Below are 18,955 nucleotides of genomic sequence, written 5' to 3' on the forward strand. Positions count from 1 at the left end.
GCGACATGGCGAGTATTCTTTGTACTGTGAGTGCGCAGATCACACAAAACATCTTTTCGCGCATCGATTTGGAACACTGTGGCTTTTTGGATCAGCGTGCCTTGCAGCGCGCGTTGAAAGACCTCAGCCAAGCAGAGGTGCGCAGTTTACTCCATAGGTTGGACCAGGATGGGGATGACCGCATTTCCCCTTATGAACTCAATCTGGCGATTATCGACTGGTTGAGTCAGACGCAACTGCAGTCCAGGCAGGCACCGGTCAGTCCCCTGTTTGCCCGATTGGTCAGTGATTACGGTCCTGCGCACTAATCTGTTTGCAGCAGCCGCATAGCAGCCGTTTTTAAGCCTCTACCTGGCCGCAATACAGCCAGCGCCCGTCTAGATATTCAAAACGGCTGTGTTCAGTCATGGTCGCCTTCTTTTGCTGACCACTTTGATAAGTCGCCACAAAAGTGACTTCAGCATGGGTGGCATCCTGTTGGTGATGCGCAAGCACCTCGAGTTTTAACCATTTAATTCCCTGCAAATCTGCTTGTGTCAGGCTATTCGGCCGTGTCTCAGTGTGCCAGGTTTGTAAAATATAGTCAGGCAATCTGAGGGCATAAGCGCTGTAGCGAGAGCGCATCAGGCGCTCGGCATCGGGGGCGGGTAAGCCTTGGTGTAAAGGCTGGCAGCAGGCTGCATAAGCATTTCCGCTGTAACAAGGGCAGGCATGTTTCAAATTTGGGTATCCCGGTAAGTAAAATACATTCAGCCGTGATCAGCACTGAATGCTGTTTTAAAATGTTTAAATCTGTTTACTCGTTTGAGAGAAGATTCTAAACTATCGCCCACTCAGGTGTCCTATGCATATTTTTAATTTTCTCCCCGCAAACCGCCGACCATGTTTATGTCGCTGCAATCCTCTACATGGACACGCTTTCAATCTATCCCCGCTGGTTGCCCCTGTTCTTCAGCATCCTTGAACATCCCTTTAGGTTATTTATGCACAAAAAACGGATTGATTGGATGAAGCACGTGAGGTATACGCGGCGTGGCTCTATCTGGTTATCCTTGAGGGGTGTTGTGTAATGGGGCTGGATGCGCTGATGCACGGCGTGCGTTTGATCCGTCAGTCAGATCGACTGGTGCGACTTCTGGCACGCTGGCAGATGGCCAGGGCGGCTAGAGTCGCAACGCTAGTCTCAGGCATGCGCACAACGACGGTGAGTGTGCTGGTGGCGGTCAGCTTGAGCGCGTGCCTTCATACCGAGATGCCTGCACTGGATACACCAGCACCGGCTCAGTGGCGTCAGGCGCGCACCACATCGGCCACGCAACTGTCAGCGGCCGAAACAGCGTGGTGGCTTGCATTCAAGGATCCGCTGCTAAACCAGCTCATGCAAACCGCCCTCAAGCAAAATCTTACGCTACAGCAAGCCAGTGAGCGGATCAGCTATGCCCGTTCTTTGCAGGCACATGAGCTGGCGACCGAAAAACCGCAGCTCAGTTTATATGCCGGTCCGAATAGCCTTTCGCGCATGCTTGCAGTGGGGAATAGCTCCTCCGGTCAATCGCGCCATGCCGCTTCCGGGGCATTTCTGGCTGGCTTTGACCTGATTTGGGAGCTGCCTATCTTTGGCCAGGGCGCCGGTCAGCGGCAAATTACGCAGGCTGATTTACAAATTGCAGAGGCAGACGTCTCCAGCAGGCAATTGTCATTAGCGGCTGAATTGGTCCGCGTTTACGCTGAGCTGGATGCAGCTGTCCAGCGTGAAAAGCAGTTGGCACTCGCCGAAGCGGGATATGCCAACTTGCGGACATTGTCGAATAAAGGCGTGAGCGGTGGGTTTACTTCTCCAGAAACTGCTGAGTCGTTTATGACGGAAGTTCAGGGTGCCCAGCGCATGCGCAGGCAAAACCGCCTTAACCAGGAAATGGCCTTGCAAAGACTGGCTGTGCTCTGTGGCGAGGCGGAACCAGCTGAGGCTTGGTTGACAGAATTACAGTCACGTCCGGCTGGCAAGCTTGCCGAGGATGTGCAATCCATCTCGTTACCAATGCGCGTCCCTGCAGAAATTATCCGCCAGCGTCCAGATATCAAGATGGCAGAGTCACAGGTATTGAAAGCAAGCGGGGCGTTGGGTATCGCCAAATCTGACCTGTATCCAAAATTATCTATTGAGGGCGCTCTGATGGTTGCAGGGCGGGTGACGGGTGAAAGCTTGAGGCACACTGGATCATTGACCTATATTGCCCCTTCTATCAATATCCCCCTGCTGGATTGGGGGTTAAGACGGGAAGTGGTAAATCAGCGTGAGTCGCAACTGCGGGAGGCATTGCTGGCTTACAAGGAGGCTGTATTACTGGCAATTGAAGAAACTGAAAATGCGCTGGTGAATTTTAATGAAAGCCGAGCACAGCTACTGGCGGAAGAGCAGGCCTTGAGCCGGTGGCAGGCACAGTCTGCCAAGTTACAACGTGCGGTGGATGTCGGCTATCTGAGCAAGATGGATGTATTCAAGCAGGATATGCGAAACCAGCAGACCTTATTACAATATATAGACGCCAAACAGGCCTGGATGAGGGGGTATGCTTTTGCAAATAAAGCGCTCTCCGGGACTGTCAGTCTGAATCCTGATCAACAGGCTACGGAAAATACACAATAAGGTACGAATGAACAATCGGCTCATCGATCAATTGCCCCTGTTTTTGCGCACACGCATGGCCTTAGCCATTGTGGTGCTGACCTCGATCTTGATGGTCTGGCACTTTAGCACGCACTCAGAATCTGCCAGACCCAGCAATGCAGGACTGACGGTGACAGCCATCACCGTGGAAAACAAACCGCTCAATTCGACATTGGAGTTGTTTGGTAAAGTCGTTGCCCAGGAGCAGGTGCCGGTGTACGCGGACATGATGCAAGGCCGGATTACCAAAGTGTTAGCTGACGAGGGCGATCACGTCAAGGCCGGTCAGCAACTGGCGGTGGTGGATACCCAATTGGCCAAAGTGCAACGGGTGCAATCGCTTGCCAGCAAGCAGCGGGCGATTGTGGCGTTTAGTGAAGCGGAAGCAGCGCTCGATGATGCCAAGAAAACGCTGGACCAGGCGCGGACTGAACGCGTCCGCGGTGAAAAAGTCGCAGAGGATGGGCTGATTTCAAAAGAATTACTGGAGCAACGTATCCAGACCGAACAGGCCGCAGAGAGCAAGCTTAACACCGCCCGCAACCGTTTAAGGATGGCCTTATCCGATTTGTTGTCAGCCAATGCGCAGGTGGATGAAGCGGATCTCAAAATCAAACAGGCAGAGTTGGTCGCCCCGGTGTCAGGGCTGGTGATTCAAAGAAATGCGGTCGTTGGCCAATTGCTCAGTCAAACCAATCAATCCCAGTTTTTACTGGCCAAAGATGGCACGCTCGAGGTCGACATCGAAACCAGCGCTGAGGTGGCTGCGTCCTTAACGCATGGCATGCCAGTGCAGGTGAAAATCAAGGATGCAGAACGAAGCTATGCTGGCCATATCCGTAAAAAAGGCATCATGGTGCACGATGAAAACCAGATGTTGCATCTCAAAGTTGCTTTTTCCAAAGCCCCGGCGCTGAGCCCAGGACAAGCCGCCACCGTGCTGGTCACCCTGCCGCAACGCAATGCCATCCGTGTGCCAGATAGCGCCATTGCCGTAGAAGGCGACCAGTATTATGTCTACAGCGTCGAGCAAGGACATGCCAAGCGCATTGCCGTTACTATCGGGCAGCGTTTGGATGGGGAATTGGAGATACTGGCAGGGGTCAGCCCTGGCATGCGCCTCATTGATAAATTTGCCGGGTTTATCCGCGAAGGTGAACCAGTCAACGTCATTGCGGCAGTACACTAAGTGAAATTAAAGCTTTCTTCCTGGGCGATCGCCAACCCTTTGCTGATTGCCTTGGCGACCTTCATCCTGCTTGTTTGGGGCGCGGATTGTTTCCATCGTTTGCCGGTGAACGGCATGCCCACGGTCAGAATTCCAGTGGTCTCGGTATCGATTGCGTTGCCGGGCGCCTCCTCCTCAACCATTGAGCGGCAGGTGACCATCACGGTAGAAAATGCCGTGGCCAATATCCCGAATATCAAGCATGTCACGTCCTATATCGAAAACGGCGTCTCGGTCACGCAGATTGAGTTTCGATATGGCACCAACATCCGTACTGTGTTGTCACTTGTGCGCGAGAAAGTTGCCAGCCTACGCCGTCAATGGTCCAGCGATGTGGGAGAACCCCTGATCCAGCAGTCCGAAGATGACAATACGCCATTAATGACCTATGCCTTTCAATCCGGCACGCTTTCACTGCCCTCGCTGACGCAACAGGTAGACAAAGGCCTGGTCAGCGCTTTAATGGCGGTGGAGGGCGTGGAGAAAATTGAACGTCAGGGCGGCTATGACCGTGAAATTCACATTGAGCTGTTACCGGAGAAGCTATATGCACTCGGTGTCAGTGCCGCCACGGTGAATAAGCAAATACAGGCCTATATTGCGCAGGCTCCGGCAGGGCAGTTTAGCCTGGGCAGCAAACAGACATCGCTACACGTGCAAGGGGATCCGCAGTCCGTGGATGCCCTGGCGCATCTGGAAATAGCTGTGGGAGAGCATCGCTATGTCACCTTGTCCAGCCTCGGCAATCTGCTTGATACCTTCAAACCTGCCCAGCAATTAACGCGGCTTAATCGTCAGCCAGCCATTGGTATTGCGATTTATAGAACGGCGAAAGCAGATGAATTAAAAGTCGCAGAGGCGATTGAGCAGGCCATACAGCGCTGGCAAGAGACGCAGCCGCATATCCAGGCCGAGCGGGTGCAGACGCAGATCGACTTTACCAAAAAAACGTATTTTTCTGCCATGATGTCCTTTCTGGAAGGCGTGTTGTTGGCAGGTTTGGTGGTCTACGCCTTTTTGCGCTCCACCCGTGCCACCCTGATTGCCGCCATTGCCATTCCCCTCTCTGTGATCCCGACGTTTGTTGTCATGCACTGGCTGGGGTTTTCCTTGAACTTGGTCAGCATGCTCGCCCTGTCACTGGTCTCCGGGGTCTTGGTCGATGATGCGATTGTCGAGATTGAAAACATTATCCGCCATATGGAAAACGGCCAAGCGCCTTATCCAGCCGCCATGCGCGCGGCGGATGAAATTGGCCTGGCCGTGATTGCCACCAGTTTTGCCATTATTGCCGTGTTTGTCCCGGTCAGTTTTATGGGCGGGCTGGTTGGCCAGTATTTCATTCAATTTGGCATCACGGTCGCAACGGCGACTTTTTTCTCCTTATTGGTCGCACGTTTCATCACACCGGTGATGGCCGCCTACTTTCTAAAGTCGACTCCGCCAGTGGCACAGCAAGGCCGCTGGTATCACTTTTATCAAGGATGGTTGGAACAGTCGCTCAAGCATAGACGGATCAGCCTGTTGCTGGTGGGGCTGTTACTGCTGCTTTCGGCCAGTCTGTTATTGATCTTGCCAGCAGACTTTATGCCGCAAGAAGATAAAGCCTTTTTCATGTTGCAGGTGGAGCTGCCTGCGGAAGCACAGTTAAAACAAACCGATGCTGCGATTGAGCAGGTGACTGAAGCCTTGCTAAGCAAGCCTGAGGTTAGCAGCGTGTATTCCTGGATTGGTGGACGTGACGCCGAGACCATGGTTGCAGGACAAGTCAATCGCGCGACCATGATAGTCAAGCTGGTGGCGCGGTCACAGCGCAACATCAGTGTCGATCAGTTCAAGCTGCAAGCGTTATATGAGTTGCGCCGCGTACCCAATATGAGACTGAGTGCCTTAAATGAAAATGGCAGCAAGGCTTTTGGTCTGGTATTAACCGGGCATGATTCGCAACGTTTGTACCGTACTGCGCTGGCACTGGAACATGACATGCGCAAATTGCCGGCGTTTTCTAACGTGTTGTCCACGGTGCCGGCCATGAAAAGCAATCTGGTGGTGACGCCCAAGCCGCATGAAGCAGCGCGCCTGGGCGTCACCACCAGTGCGATTGCCGAGGAGCTGCAGATCGCCTTGAAAGGCGGCAGTGAAGAGCAATTGGCACATGTGTTGCTGGATAATCAGGCCGTCCCGGTCCGTTGTGCTGTCAGAGTCCCTGAGCAGTCTGCGCTGGCATTCTTGCGTCAGCTGCCGGTGACGACCAATACCCAGCAGATTGTCGCGCTGGATGCTGTGGCCAATTTGTCATTGATGCATGACTATGCCAGCATCACGCGCTATGACCGTATGCCGCAAATCGTCATTTCTGCCGACCTGAATGGTATTTCCTTGGGCGATGCGATGCAGACGGTGCGGCAATTGCCGACCCTGCAGCAGTTGCCTGCGGGCATCAGCCTCAGTGAAACTGGCGATTCCGAAATGCTGAGTGAAATGTTCAGTACCTTTAGCATGGCCATGCTGAGCGGCTTGTTCCTGGTGTGGATGGTGTTGGTACTGCTGTTCAGAAAGCTCTTGCAGCCCTTCACCATCATGATGGCCTTGCCTTTATCCATCTGTGGCGCGCTATTGGCGCTGGCGCTCACCCATCAGGCGCTTTCTCTGCCTGCAGTGATCGGCATCCTCATGTTGATGGGCATCGTCGGCAAAAATGGCATCCTTATTGTCGACGCCATCATTGAATGTCGCTCCGCAGGCTTGTCCAGAGTTGAGGCGATCATTGCCGCCTGCCAGCAGCGTAGCCGACCGATTATCATGACCACGATTGCCATGATTGCGGGCATGCTGCCAGTGATCATCGGCGCCGGGGCAGGGACTGGATTCCGTACGCCCATGGCTTATGCGCTGATAGGGGGGCTGGTGACCTCCACCTTGTTAAGCCTGATTGTCGTACCGCTGATTTATACGCTGATGGATGATCTTGAGCAACGCGTCAAAAGTCGTCTAAACACTGCGCACGAGTAACAGAAAAACGCCCCGTAAGCGGTGCTTAACGGCGCGATGACAGAGGCTATACGGATAATAAAGCGATTCGCTAGGCGATTTCGCGCGTTTCCATAAACTGGATATCCGGGTAACGTTCCTGCGCCATTTGCAGGTTGACGCGGTTGGGTGCCAGGTAGACATAATCATCCGCGCTATCCAGGCCAACGTTAAAGCCATATTTATCTGCAATGGCTTTCAAATCCGCATCCGAGCCTTTGAGCCAGCGCGCGGTATAGCAGTCATAGGGCTCAAATACCATATCGACGCCGTATTCATGCTCCAGACGGTGTGCTACCACGTCAAACTGCAGCATCCCCACTGCGCCCAAAATCAGGTCATTCGACAGCAGCGGACGGAATAATTGCGCCGCACCTTCTTCGGATAACTGCTTGAGGCCGATTTGTAGCTGCTTCATTTTCATCGGATTTTTAATCCGTGCCCGCCGGAAAAATTCAGGCGCAAATGACGGAATGCCAATGAACTTGAGAGCCTCATTTTCGGTAAAGGTATCGCCCAGTTTGATGGTGCCATGGTTGGGAATACCAATAATGTCACCAGAATAGGCTTCATCCATGATGGTGCGGTCTTGCGCCATAAAGGTGATGGCGTTGTTAACGTTGAGCATCTTGCCAGTGGCGACTTGCTTGATTTTCATGCCACGTTCAAAGCGGCCAGAGCACACGCGCAAGAAGGCAATGCGGTCACGGTGTTTGGGATCCATATTGGCCTGAATTTTGAAGACAAAGCCGGCAAACTTGTCTTCGTTGGCGGCGACTGCGCGTGTCGCCGTGTTGCGAGCCTGTGGCGGTGGCGATAAATCTACCACGGCATCCAGCAAGGATTGCACGCCAAAGTTGTTCACCGCGGAGCCAAAAAACACTGGCGTTTGCTTGCCGCTCAAATAGCGCTCTTTGTTGAATTCGTTTGAAGCACCGCGGACCAGCTCAATATCAACGCGCAATTCTTGCGCCTGGTAGCCAATCAGCTCGTCCAGACGTGGATTATCCAGGCCTTGAATTGTTTCAGAAGTCCCTTTTTCAGCACGGGGATCAAAGAACAGGATACTATCATTCACCAGGCTGTAGACGCCGCGGAAGGTCTTGCCCATGCCAATCGGCCAGGTCATGGGCGCACATTCCATCCCCAAGGTGGTCTCGATTTCATCAAGTAACTCTATCGGTGCGCGGCTTTCACGGTCCAGCTTGTTGATAAAAGTGATGATGGGCGTGTCGCGCATGCGGCAGACATTGAGCAGCTTGATGGTTTGCGCTTCGACGCCGTTGACCGAGTCAATGACCATGACGGCCGAGTCCACGGCGGTCAGGGTGCGGTAAGTATCTTCGGAGAAGTCATCGTGGCCGGGGGTATCCAGCAAATTCACCATGTGTTCACGATAGGGAAACTGCATCACAGATGAGGTAACGGAAATGCCGCGTTGTTTTTCCAGTTCCATCCAGTCCGAGGTGGCATGACGGGCGGCTTTACGACCACGCACTTCACCCGCAACCTGAATCGCGCCACCAAACCACAGCAGTTTTTCGGTGAGGGTGGTTTTACCCGCATCCGGGTGCGAAATAATGGCAAAGGTACGGCGGCGTTCAACTTCTTGCTGCAGACTGGACATGAAAAAATAGCACTTTGGAAAAAAGTGCTATTTTAACCCAGATTTTATATCGGGACTTGAAAAGGCAACGACGTGCAGTTTGATGGGTTTTTGTGCAATTTTTTGGCAATAGTCATTCTATTGCCAAAAAATTAAGCAGAAAAGACGCGAACTGCGCAAATTGACATTCAAGTAGGTATGCCGCCCAGTATAAAATCTGGGTTGGCTAATCAAACACTTAGCCGGATTATTTTCGCATGAGGAAGATCGCCACCGCTGCGAAAATAATCAGAATAATTAACCCTTCCATCGTCAGCAGAGGGTTAATTGACGGCCTGTTTCAACTGTTCAAGGATGGCCGGGTTATCCAGGGTCGAAATATCAGAAGTGATTTCCTCACCCTTGGCCAGGCTACGCAACAAGCGGCGCATGATTTTGCCCGAACGCGTCTTGGGCAGGTTGTCGCCAAAGCGGATTTCATCCGGCTTGGCAATCGGGCCAATTTCTTTTCCTACCCAGTCACGCAATTCGGCCACGATCTTCTTGGCTTCTTCGCCTTCTGGGCGCTTGCCTTTCAGTACGACGTAAGCCACCACAGACTCACCTTTGATCGGATGTGGTTTGCCGACCACGGCAGACTCGGCGACCAAATGGTTGGCGACCAGTGCAGACTCGATTTCCATGGTACCCAGGCGGTGGCCGGACACGTTCAATACGTCATCAATGCGGCCCATGATGGTGAAATTACCAGTGTCAGCGTCACGCACGGCGCCATCCCCCGCCAGGTACAGGTTGCCACCCAGTTCAGCCGGGAAATAGCTGGCTTTATAACGTTCGGGATCGTTGTAAATGGTGCGGATCATGGAGGGCCACGGCTTTTTAATCACCAGTAGACCGCCATTGCCCCAGGCAATGGCTTTGCCGGTTTCATCTACAACGTCGATATCAATGCCAGGGAAGGGCAGGGTGCAGGAGCCTGGTACTAGTGGGGTCGCGCCTGGTAGCGGGGTTATCACATGGCCGCCGGTTTCGGTTTGCCAGAAGGTATCGACAATTGGGCAGCGATTGCCGCCCACTTGTTCGTAATACCACATCCAAGCTTCGGGGTTGATGGGCTCGCCGACGGTGCCCAGCAAACGCAGGCTGGCTAAATCGAAATGGTTGGGGTGCGTGGTAAAGTCGGTTTCACCGGCTTTGATCAGGGAGCGGATCGCGGTGGGCGCGGTGTAGAACACGCTGACTTTGTGGCGCTGAATCATTTCCCAGAAACGCCCTGCATTCGGATAGGTCGGAATACCTTCAAACACAATCTGGGTCGCCCCCATGGCAAGCGGGCCGTAAGCGACATAGCTGTGACCGGTGATCCAGCCCACATCGGCCGTACACCAGTAAATATCGTTGGGCTTAATATCAAAGGTCCAGCGCATGGTGTTCATGGCGTGCAGCAGATAGCCCGCCGAGCTATGTTGTACGCCTTTGGGTTTACCGGTCGAACCTGAGGTGTAGAGCAGGAACAACGGATGTTCTGCGTCTACCATCACCGGCTCACAGGTGTCGGCTTGGCCTGCAATCAGGTCATGCCACCAGACACAGGTACTATCCCAGGCGACGTCCATGCCGGTTTTCTTGAACACCACCATATGGCGGATGCTGTCACAGCCGCCCATGGCAATGCCTTCGTCGACTGCTTGTTTGAGCGGCAGCGTTTTACCGCCACGGTATTGGCCGTCTGAGGTAATCACCGCCACCGCGCCAGCATCGATAATCCGCTCATTCAGGCTTTTGGCAGAAAAGCCGCCAAACACCACCGAGTGAATAATGCCCAGACGGGCACAGGCCTGCATGGCGACCACGGCTTCAATGCCCATGGGCAGATAGATAATGACGCGGTCACCCTTGACCAGCTTGAGTGACTTGAGGCCATTCGCAAACTGGCAGACCTGGTGGTAGAGTTCTTTGTAGCTCACACTGCGCACATCGCCGTTATCCGCCTCAAAAATAATGGCGGTTTTGTTGGGGATGGTTTGCAGGTGCTTGTCCAGGCAGTTGGCGGACACATTTAACTCGCCATCTTCAAACCATTTGTAGAAGGGGGCATGGTCCTGATTGAGTGTCTTGGTAAACGGTTTGTGCCAGATTAATAGCTCGCGAGCCAGTTTGGCCCAGAATCCTTCGTAATCCTGTGCCGCTTCCTGGCACAGGCGTTGGTATTCCTCCATGCTGCCGATCGCGGCCTGGCTTGAAAACTCTTTGCCCGGCGCGAATACGCGGTGTTCATGAAGTACAGATTCGATAGACATAGCGTCCCCCAAAAATCAATGTCAAAAAATGAAAGTGTGAGCGAACCTCAGGTGTTATTATTTTGGTTCTGATTGACAAACTCTCCGAGCACACATCCCGTTACTAGAGCCACAGCCCATGCAACAGCTTGCCCAAATTCTAACAGAAAAGCAGGTCGCGTCTACAGAGGCCGCCTATTTGCTGCATGCGGCTGCTTGTAGCCCCTTTTTTGCCAGATTCGTTACAAAACATCCAGATTTTGTAACTGATCTGTTAGATAACTTATATAAGACATATAAGAATCAAGATGTCAAAGATCTGTTTTTAATTGAAAAAAATAGTGAAGAATCTGTTTTTCTGCAACAAATCCGCTTAATCCGGCAGCGCTTGATGGCACATTTGATCGTGCGTGACCTGAATGGTCTGGCGGATTTTGCCGAGGTGGTGGAAACCACAAGCGCGCTGGCCGAGTCGGCAATTGCTGCGGCTATCACCTTCTACCACGCCCGCCTGGCTGATATCTATGGTCAGCCTTGCTCAGTCAAGGGCGAGCCGCAGCAACTGATCGTGGTCGGCATGGGCAAGCTGGGCGGGCGTGAATTGAATGTCTCCTCTGATATAGACCTGATTTTTGCCTATGAAGAAGAAGGGAACACCAATGGAGAAAAGTCCATCAGTAACCAGGACTTTTTTACGCGACTGGGTAAAAAGGTCATTGTGGCGCTGGATGAAGTCAGGGCGGAAGGCTTTGTCTTTCGCGTGGATATGCGCTTGCGCCCGTTTGGCTCGGAAGGCGCGCTGGTTTGCAACCTCGATGCGCTGGAGGATTACTACCAGAATTATGGGCGGGAGTGGGAGCGTTACGCCTGGATTAAAGGCCGGGTTGTCCATGGGCCAGACGCTGCGCTGACCAAGCTGATCAAGCCGTTTGTGTTCCGCAAGTACTTGGATTTTAACGCTTATGCCTCCATGCGCGACCTCAAGCTGCAAATTCAGCGCGATGTGCTGCAGCGCAAGCTCTCGGACAATATCAAGCTGGGGCGGGGCGGCATCCGCGAGGTCGAGTTTATCGCGCAGTTGTTTCAGTTGATCCGTGGTGGTCAAGTGCCGGATTTGCAAATCAAGCCGACGCTGGCGGTGCTCGACTGCTTGGCGATGCGCGGCATGTTGCCCGCAGACGAAGTCTCTGCGCTCAAGCAAAGTTATGTCTATCTGCGCAACCTAGAGCATAGACTCATGTACATCGACGATCAGCAAACCCAGGATTTGCCTGAGTCTGAGACCTATCGTGGTTACTTGCTGCAGATGCTCAAGCAGCCGGACTGGTCCAGTTTTATAGTCGAACTCAATCTGCATAGAGACCGCATACAACGTTTTTTTGATGAAACCTTTAAGGACGAACAGCAACAGGATTTACAACAGGAAACGGCTGTTTGGCAAGGGACGCTGAGTGCCGCTGACAGTGAGCAATGGCTGGCTGCGCAAGGGTATACGCGTGGCAGCGATATCGTGCATTTGTTGCAGCAGACGCGGGCGAGCCAACGCATCCAGCAATTGCCCGAGCAAAGCCGTCGCCGACTGGATCAACTGATGCCTTTACTGTTGCGGGAAGCCGCTCAGCAACAGAGTACCTCGCCGGATACCGCGCTGATTCGCACGCTGGACTTGCTGGAAAGTATTTGCCGCCGCGCCAGCTATCTGGCTTTGTTGGCAGAGTTTCCTGATGCCCTGTCGCTGATCGTCAAACTGTGTGCCGCCAGCCCTTGGATTGCACAGTATGTCTCTGCCCACCCCATTTTGCTGGATGAGTTGCTCAATAAGCAGACCTTGTTCAAGCGATTGGATGCCGCCCAATTGAAAACCGAGCTGCTAAGCCAGATGCAAGCCTTGCACGGCGATGTGGAAGCGCAAATGGATGCGATGCGACATTTCAAGCATGCCAGCGTGCTTAAAATTGCGGCACAGGATGTGATGACAGCGTTGTCGCTGGAGGCGATTTCGGACGACTTAAGCGCACTGGCCGACGTGATCTTGCAGGTCAGTGTACAGACCGTGTGGCAAAACCTGGCGATCAAACACCGCGATACGCCCCAGTTCGCCGTGATCGGCTACGGCAAGCTGGGCGGCAAAGAATTAGGCTATCTCTCGGATCTGGATATTATTTTTCTATATGAAGATGACGCGGAGCAGGCCCCGGAGGTCTATGCGCGCTTTGCTCAGCGCCTGAATACCTGGTTTAACACGCTGACCAATGCCGGCTTGCTGTATGAGACCGACTTGCAGTTACGCCCAGATGGCAATAGTGGTTTGCTGGTCAGTACGGTGGCCGCGTTCAGGGAGTATCAGCATCATAAAGCCTGGGTATGGGAGCATCAGGCACTGACGCGTGCACGTTTTGTGGCGGGCTTGGAACACATCGGCGCGGCCTTTGAACAGATCCGCCGTGAGATCATCGTGCAGCCGCGAGATGCAACTGCGCTCAAGCAAGATATTGTGCACATGCGCGAGAAAATGCGCGAAGCCCACAAGTCCAAGCTTGGCCGCTTTGATCTCAAGCAAGGGCCAGGCGGCATTATTGATGTCGAGTTTATGGTGCAATATCTGGTGTTATTGCACGGGGCTAAGCATCCCGGCCTGGCCGAAAATATTGGCAATATCGGCTTGCTGGAGCGTTGTGCCGAATTGGGGCTGATTGACTCCGCAACCATGGCGGAAGCGGTGGCGACAGCCTACCGGGAATACCGGAGACTGATCCATCACACCAAATTGCAAGGGCAAGAAGCCATCGTTGAGGATACGGAATTGTTGCCGCAGAGAACCGTGGTCAAGGCACTTTGGCAGCAGTTACTGGGGCAGCAGTTGCTGGGCCAGGTCTGACTGACAAACGCTTTATTCGCCTGCATTCCAGGCTTGCGCGTCTGTGACGGGTGGTTGCCATTGACTGTTGTAGCAAATCACCCGGTTACGTCCGGTTTGCTTGGCCTGATAAAGGGCCAGGTCGGCATGCTTATAAAGCAATTCATAAGCATAAATCGTTTCATTCGCGCACGAAATACCTATACTGATCGTCGTGCTGAATTCATGGCCGCCCTGTGGGGTAAAAAAGCGTAACTCTGCGATCGAGGTACGGATGCGTTCAGCAATCACGCGCGCTTCTTCGGCTGTTGTGGCGGGTAAGACCACGGCAAACTCCTCACCACCCAGTCTACCCAGCAAGTCCTTGTCGCGGATGGCATTTTCAATCGTCCGTGAACAGGCAATCAGCACCTGGTCGCCTTGCGGATGGCCGTAAGAGTCATTGATCACTTTGAAGAAATCAATATCCAGCATCAGGAAGCACAGTGGTGCACCGGTATGGTCTGCCTGTTGCAGTATGGCTTTGGCTCGGTTATAAAAAGAGTGGCGGTTGGGGATTTGCGTCAGGCTGTCTATGGTAGCCTCTTTTTCCGCTTTGTCTTTTGCCTGCTGCAACGCCCGGGTTCTGATTTTTACTTGATCTTCCAGCGAATGGTTCAGGCGTTGCATCTCATTGCGGTATTGTTGCAAGCTGCCAGACATGCTTTTGAACATCCTCGCCAGCTTGCCAATCTCGTTTTGCAACTTAAAGGGCAAGGGTAGGGTGTGGTTGGTGATTTTTTCATACTGCTGCGCTTCAATGGCGCTGGAAGCTGCCATAAACGTCTCCAGCGGTTGAATGACTTTTTTCTTCATCACCAGATACAGCATGATCAGCTCTATCACCAATGCCAGTACACTGACAATCAGGATAAACCTGGCGGCACTCATGGACGGTGCAGACAATAAAGATTTTGGGTAGACCGTGACAAACCACCAGCCAGGGCCTTCTATTTGTGTGGCTGCCAGAAATGCGTCATCATCCTCAACAATAAAATAAGCCTGCTGCCTGTTTTTGATGGATTGAGTCAGCACCTGAAACTGCTGGCTCAAATGCCCGTCTTTGAGGTCAGGGATCATCAGCATGCCCCGTGTACGGTTCATTTCTGTCTCTTTGGCCGGGTGCGCAATCAAGCGCCCATCTTCGCGGAAGATAAAATTGTAGGTCCCTGACAGATGGTCATTAAACACGCGGTCAAACAGGGCATTGAGCAAAATGTCATGCCCCACATTCAGCGTGTTTGTCTCAGTGATATCAATAGGGGTCTCCAGTGACACCATCCATTCATTGGCGGTCGGGTCAAAGTAGAGGCCAGTCCAGACACTCTTGCGCTCAGGATTGCGCTGCCGGGTGGTGATGTAAACCCACTCTTCAGTGAGAACATCCAGTTTGCTGCTGGCGTTGTCAGCCCAACGCATGCCTGGCCAGTACACAATATTGACATTTTCTGGCATGGAGACATACAAGTTGGCAAACTGCTTGGTCCACGACGTGCCAAAGTGATCGACCATGACATACGACAGAAGTAATTTCTTCCTGAAATCCTCATTGGCAATCGGGGCCTTGGCGCCGATATATGCGGTGACGTCTTTGCTGATCAGTCCGGATTGATTATAAAAGCCATCGTAGGCCTTTTTTTGCAGGTGTATGGTGTGGTCTGGCATGCGCTGAAAGACTTGCCAGAAGAAGTGGTCATTGTAGAAAAAATCTTGTTGCCAGTGCGCGAGAAAGGTGGCCCTGAAAATCTGGTGATTGGACTCGGCCAACTTGAAAATGGCACTTTCACGCTGGCCGCGTTCCTGAATGTAATGTTCCAGGCCATCAATAGTGGAGGCCACCAGCGTTTTGTAGATGTGCCAGTAAGTGAGCGCACTGACCGCGACGATGACGATGCTGACCCTGATCGCCATTTGCAACATGACATCCAGCGTCAGCGATTGTTTGTGGTTGAGCAGGCGCTTCATCAGGCGGTCCAGTCTGATTTGCAGAAAAATGAAGCTGAGACTGAATCTGAATTCAGGAAGTCCGCCACAGGTTTGTTGCTGCCATGCATCATCACTCAAATATACTGCTTTTGTTTATTGTTATGTCCACACTGATATGAACAGTGGATTTGCATCCCTTGGATTAACATACACCTGCCGCAAGCAGGAAGCAATCATAATGTGCGAGAAAATGGCGATTTAAAATAAATTAATGCAGTTGCCTTTGCTGCCTGTGAGCGGAATGACTTAGGGTCAGCGTTTAAGGTAGCTAATCGTGTTAGCAGCCCCAGCGCAAGCCAGCGGTATGCACTGGGCTGTCCCAGTGCTTTAGGATTTCCTGATCCAGCAGGCATACAGTGATTGAGGCGCCTGCCATGTCAATGGCGGTGGTGTAGTTGCCAACCAGACTGCGGGTGACTTGATAACCTTTGGCGGTCAGCTGTTCTGCGGCTGTGTGATAAATCAGGTATAACTCCATTAGCGGTGTCGCGCCCAGGCCATTGACCAAAAGCAGGATATCGCCCGCACCAGGCAGTTGCTTGGCTTCAATATCATGCACAATCGCGGCGACCATGTCCGTGACGATGGCGTCTGCTGCACGCATGGCTTCACGGCGACGACCTGGTTCACCATGGATGCCTACCCCCATTTCAATTTCAGCTTCAGTGATATCGAAGGTGGGTCTCCCTGCCGCAGGAACCGTGCAGCTGGTCAGGGCGACGCCTATGCTAGAAGTGCGTAGATTGATTTTATCGCCAAGCGCCTTGCAGGCAGCGAGGTCAGCGCCGCTTTCCGCCAGGCTACCGACGCATTTTTCGACAATGACGGTGCCTGCCACGCCGCGGCGACCTGAGGTATAGGTGCTATTGACGACGGCACAGTCATCCGAGGTCAGCACCGTGGCATGCTCAAACGGCAGCATTTCAGCCGCCATTTCAAAATTCATGACATCCCCGGCGTAGTTTTTCACGATAAACAGCACGCCTTTATCCGCATGCACCGCTTCGGCTGCCGCCAGCATCTGATCTGGGGTGGGTGAGGTGAATACCTGGCCTGGACAGGCGGCATCCAGCATGCCTTTGCCCACATAGCCCGCGTGCAAAGGTTCATGGCCTGAACCGCCACCGGAAATCAGCACGACCTTGTTTTGTGCTTTTTGTTTGCGGCTGACAAAGGTCGGCTCAAATTGCACTTGCACCAGCTCGCGATGTGCAGTGGCAAAGCCAGCCAGACTTTCAATCAGCATCTGGTCAACCTGATTTAAAAATTTTTTCATTTTTCGCTCCGTGATTAAAACCGTGCACAGCTGGCTAAGCTAAGCCTGATACCCAGTGCGCCGCGTAGAGGGGTGAGTGGGGCAAACTTGATCTGCAATGCCCTTAACCGGCAAGCACGAGATCGCATACTGCATGAATCATGACCTGGCAGCTTTTTGCCCCCGCATCGAGATGACCAATGGCGCGCTCACCCAATCCAGCCGCGCGACCTTTGGTGGCCAGCATATTGCGCGTGGACTCAAGACCTTCACTGGCTGTCTTTTTCAGGGCGGCTGCAATTTCCGGGCGGGTGTGGCCTTGTTCTGCCATGTGTTTAAAGGTCTGGGCGACGGGGACCAGCACATCCAGCATGGTTTTTTCACCGGTCTGGGCTTTGCCCCGTTGCATAATGGCTTGTACACCAGCGTCAAATGCGGCGGCAAGGTGGTTGATGCTGATTGCTTCACTGGTTTTAAGCGATTTGCCCATGGCCATAAAAAAGCTTGCAAATAACGGCCCAGATGCCCCGCCTATGGTGCTCAGTAATTTCATGCCAATTTTATTCAGGGCATCAGATGCGTCTAGGCCATTGAGTTCGTTTGCCAGTCCTGCAATCGCTTCACAGCCACGCTTCATATTAATGTAGTGGTCGCCATCGCCTATTTCGCGGTCCAGGCATTCGATATCCGCTTCATGCGCAACAATTGCCTCGCGTATCGCCGAGGCATAACGATTGATAGAGTTAGTATCCATATCTCTGTCTGTCAGTTAGAAAGTTTGTAGGTGCATGTTACTCACAGCCATCGGGCTCGGCAAGCTGGCTGAGGGAGGCGTCAGCGATTTTGAATAACAGGGTGGTCGTTTTGCAGACAAGCGTTTAAAATAGCGCCGCTGTCCTCGTGGTGAAACAGGATATCACCAGCCCCTCCTAAGGGCTAGTTTCAGGTTCGAGTCCTGACGGGGACGCCAGCTTAGCTGAAAATGCTTAAGTGCTTGATAGTATTCGGATTAAGCGCTATAATTTTGGATTGACTTTTTTGTCAAACACTTGCTTGCAATCACATTGGGTGCCGTTAAATGCGGTGTTTTTGATTGCAAGTTTATGAATAACCCTTTGAATGGAAAGATAAAATCATGTCCGTGACTATGCGTCAAATGTTGGAGGCCGGTGTTCACTTTGGTCACCAAACTCGTTACTGGAACCCGAAAATGGCAGAGTTCATTTTTGGCGATCGTAACAAAATTCATATTGTTAACCTGGAAAAAACCCTGCCACTGTTTGAAGAGGCACAGAAATATGTGCGCACTTTGGCAGCAAACAAGGGCCGTATTCTGTTTGTGGGCACCAAGCGTCAAGCCCGCGATATCGTGAAAGAAGAAGCACAGCGTGCTGGTTGTTCATACGTGAACCATCGCTGGTTGGGTGGTATGCTGACCAACTTCAAAACCGTGAAGCAATCTATCAAGCGTTTGCAAGACTTTGAGGCCATGATGATTGATGGCAGCATTGACAAGTTCGGTAAAAAAGAAGCTTTGGGCATCAAGCGTGAAATCGAAAAGCTGGAGCGTTCCATTGGTGGTATTAAAGAGATGGGTGGCTTGCCAGATGCGATTTTCGTGATCGACGTTGGTCATGAAAGCGGCGCGATTACTGAAGCACGTAAACTGGGTATTCCAGTGATTGGTATCGTGGATACCAACAACTCACCAGATGGCATCACTTATGTCATCCCTGGTAACGATGACTCTTCACGCGCAATCCGCTTGTACGCACGTGGCATGGCTGATGCCGTGTTGGAAGGTCGTGCAAACGCGATTTCTGAAATCGTGAAGGCTGCACAGGAAGAAGCTGCACCTGCTGAGGCAGTGGCTGAGTAATTCCCGGTGGCATGAAAAGGGGCGCATCGCCCCTTTTTCTATTGTGTCTTCTGTTGCATAGGCTGACAGAATGGGCACGTAAATGCGCTGGTGTCTGGCGCAATCTGGCTGTCACACAGTCTCTGTAT

The 18,955-nt window shown here is 52.6% G+C and carries 12 protein-coding genes and 1 tRNA gene; 7 read left to right on the forward strand and 6 right to left on the reverse strand.

Annotated features, from left to right (window positions below; translation table 11 throughout):
- Positions 1-5 precede the first annotated feature (5 nt).
- Positions 6-308, forward strand: a complete 303-nt coding sequence (locus ACT53G_RS04990; RefSeq protein WP_194748130.1) for an EF-hand domain-containing protein — start codon at positions 6-8, stop codon at positions 306-308.
- A 31-nt stretch (positions 309-339) separates the two neighbouring features.
- On the opposite strand, the gene ACT53G_RS04995 is transcribed toward ACT53G_RS04990, so the two are convergent.
- The gene (locus tag ACT53G_RS04995) at positions 340-720 is read right to left on the reverse strand and encodes a YchJ family protein (RefSeq protein WP_476154274.1); all 381 of its coding nucleotides are present in this window, start codon (positions 718-720) and stop codon (positions 340-342) included.
- Between the two features lie 283 nt (positions 721-1,003).
- Here ACT53G_RS04995 and ACT53G_RS05000 point away from each other — a divergent pair, with 283 nt between their 5' ends.
- The 3 genes from ACT53G_RS05000 to ACT53G_RS05010 are packed head-to-tail and all read left to right on the forward strand — an operon-like array spanning position 1,004 to position 6,908.
- A complete protein-coding gene (locus tag ACT53G_RS05000) occupies positions 1,004-2,647 on the forward strand; it encodes a TolC family protein (protein WP_476168860.1) in 1,644 nt (547 codons plus the stop codon).
- 7 nt (positions 2,648-2,654) lie between these two features.
- Positions 2,655-3,857 (forward strand): efflux RND transporter periplasmic adaptor subunit, encoded by a 1,203-nt coding sequence (locus ACT53G_RS05005; RefSeq protein WP_476168861.1) that lies wholly within the window; start codon positions 2,655-2,657, stop codon positions 3,855-3,857.
- Complete coding sequence (locus tag ACT53G_RS05010; protein ID WP_476168862.1) at positions 3,858-6,908, forward strand: efflux RND transporter permease subunit; 3,051 nt, start codon at positions 3,858-3,860, stop codon at positions 6,906-6,908.
- Positions 6,909-6,978: 70 nt separating this feature from the next.
- Here the strand turns inward: ACT53G_RS05010 and ACT53G_RS05015 are convergent, their stop codons facing one another.
- Positions 6,979-8,553 carry a peptide chain release factor 3 gene (locus ACT53G_RS05015; RefSeq protein WP_275355729.1) on the reverse strand — a complete coding sequence of 525 codons (1,575 nt, stop codon included), beginning with the start codon at positions 8,551-8,553 and terminating at the stop codon, positions 6,979-6,981.
- Between the two features lie 302 nt (positions 8,554-8,855).
- The gene (gene acs / locus ACT53G_RS05020) at positions 8,856-10,832 is read right to left on the reverse strand and encodes an acetate--CoA ligase (protein WP_313988254.1); all 1,977 of its coding nucleotides are present in this window, start codon (positions 10,830-10,832) and stop codon (positions 8,856-8,858) included.
- A gap of 118 nt (positions 10,833-10,950) precedes the next feature.
- Between acs and glnE the strand changes: the two genes are divergently transcribed.
- The gene (gene glnE / locus ACT53G_RS05025) at positions 10,951-13,689 is read left to right on the forward strand and encodes a bifunctional [glutamate--ammonia ligase]-adenylyl-L-tyrosine phosphorylase/[glutamate--ammonia-ligase] adenylyltransferase (protein WP_476168863.1); all 2,739 of its coding nucleotides are present in this window, start codon (positions 10,951-10,953) and stop codon (positions 13,687-13,689) included.
- A 12-nt stretch (positions 13,690-13,701) separates the two neighbouring features.
- Here glnE and ACT53G_RS05030 read toward each other — a convergent pair whose 3' ends face one another.
- The 3 genes from ACT53G_RS05030 to dhaL form a co-directional block, all read right to left on the reverse strand.
- Positions 13,702-15,771: a GGDEF domain-containing protein gene (locus tag ACT53G_RS05030; RefSeq protein WP_476168864.1), complete on the reverse strand. Its 2,070-nt coding sequence runs from the start codon at positions 15,769-15,771 to the stop codon at positions 13,702-13,704.
- Positions 15,772-15,970: 199 nt separating this feature from the next.
- Complete coding sequence (dhaK, locus tag ACT53G_RS05035) at positions 15,971-16,969, reverse strand: dihydroxyacetone kinase subunit DhaK (RefSeq protein WP_476168865.1); 999 nt, start codon at positions 16,967-16,969, stop codon at positions 15,971-15,973.
- A gap of 103 nt (positions 16,970-17,072) precedes the next feature.
- Positions 17,073-17,702, reverse strand: coding sequence for a dihydroxyacetone kinase subunit DhaL (dhaL, locus tag ACT53G_RS05040; protein ID WP_194748112.1), 630 nt, complete (start codon positions 17,700-17,702; stop codon positions 17,073-17,075).
- A gap of 140 nt (positions 17,703-17,842) precedes the next feature.
- Between dhaL and ACT53G_RS05045 the strand changes: the two genes are divergently transcribed.
- Together ACT53G_RS05045 and rpsB are read left to right on the forward strand one after the other, a co-directional pair.
- Positions 17,843-17,918 (forward strand) — tRNA-Arg (locus ACT53G_RS05045).
- A 165-nt stretch (positions 17,919-18,083) separates the two neighbouring features.
- Positions 18,084-18,827, forward strand: a complete 744-nt coding sequence (gene rpsB, locus ACT53G_RS05050; RefSeq protein WP_194748110.1) for a 30S ribosomal protein S2 — start codon at positions 18,084-18,086, stop codon at positions 18,825-18,827.
- Positions 18,828-18,955 lie beyond the last annotated feature (128 nt).

The sequence above is a fragment of the Methylophilus sp. DMC18 genome (assembly GCF_056314005.1).

Bases quoted from the DNA above. Each gene is read 5' to 3' on its own strand.
- acs (WP_313988254.1), bottom strand. From the start codon at position 10,832: ATGTCTATCGAATCTGTACTTCATGAACACCGCGTATTCGCGCCGGGC.
- dhaL (WP_194748112.1), bottom strand. From the start codon at position 17,702: ATGGATACTAACTCTATCAATCGTTATGCCTCGGCGATACGCGAGGCA.
- ACT53G_RS04990 (WP_194748130.1), top strand. From the start codon at position 6: ATGGCGAGTATTCTTTGTACTGTGAGTGCGCAGATCACACAAAACATC.
- ACT53G_RS05005 (WP_476168861.1), top strand. From the start codon at position 2,655: ATGAACAATCGGCTCATCGATCAATTGCCCCTGTTTTTGCGCACACGC.
- rpsB (WP_194748110.1), top strand. From the start codon at position 18,084: ATGTCCGTGACTATGCGTCAAATGTTGGAGGCCGGTGTTCACTTTGGT.
- dhaK (WP_476168865.1), bottom strand. From the start codon at position 16,969: ATGAAAAAATTTTTAAATCAGGTTGACCAGATGCTGATTGAAAGTCTG.
- glnE (WP_476168863.1), top strand. From the start codon at position 10,951: ATGCAACAGCTTGCCCAAATTCTAACAGAAAAGCAGGTCGCGTCTACA.
- ACT53G_RS05015 (WP_275355729.1), bottom strand. From the start codon at position 8,553: ATGTCCAGTCTGCAGCAAGAAGTTGAACGCCGCCGTACCTTTGCCATT.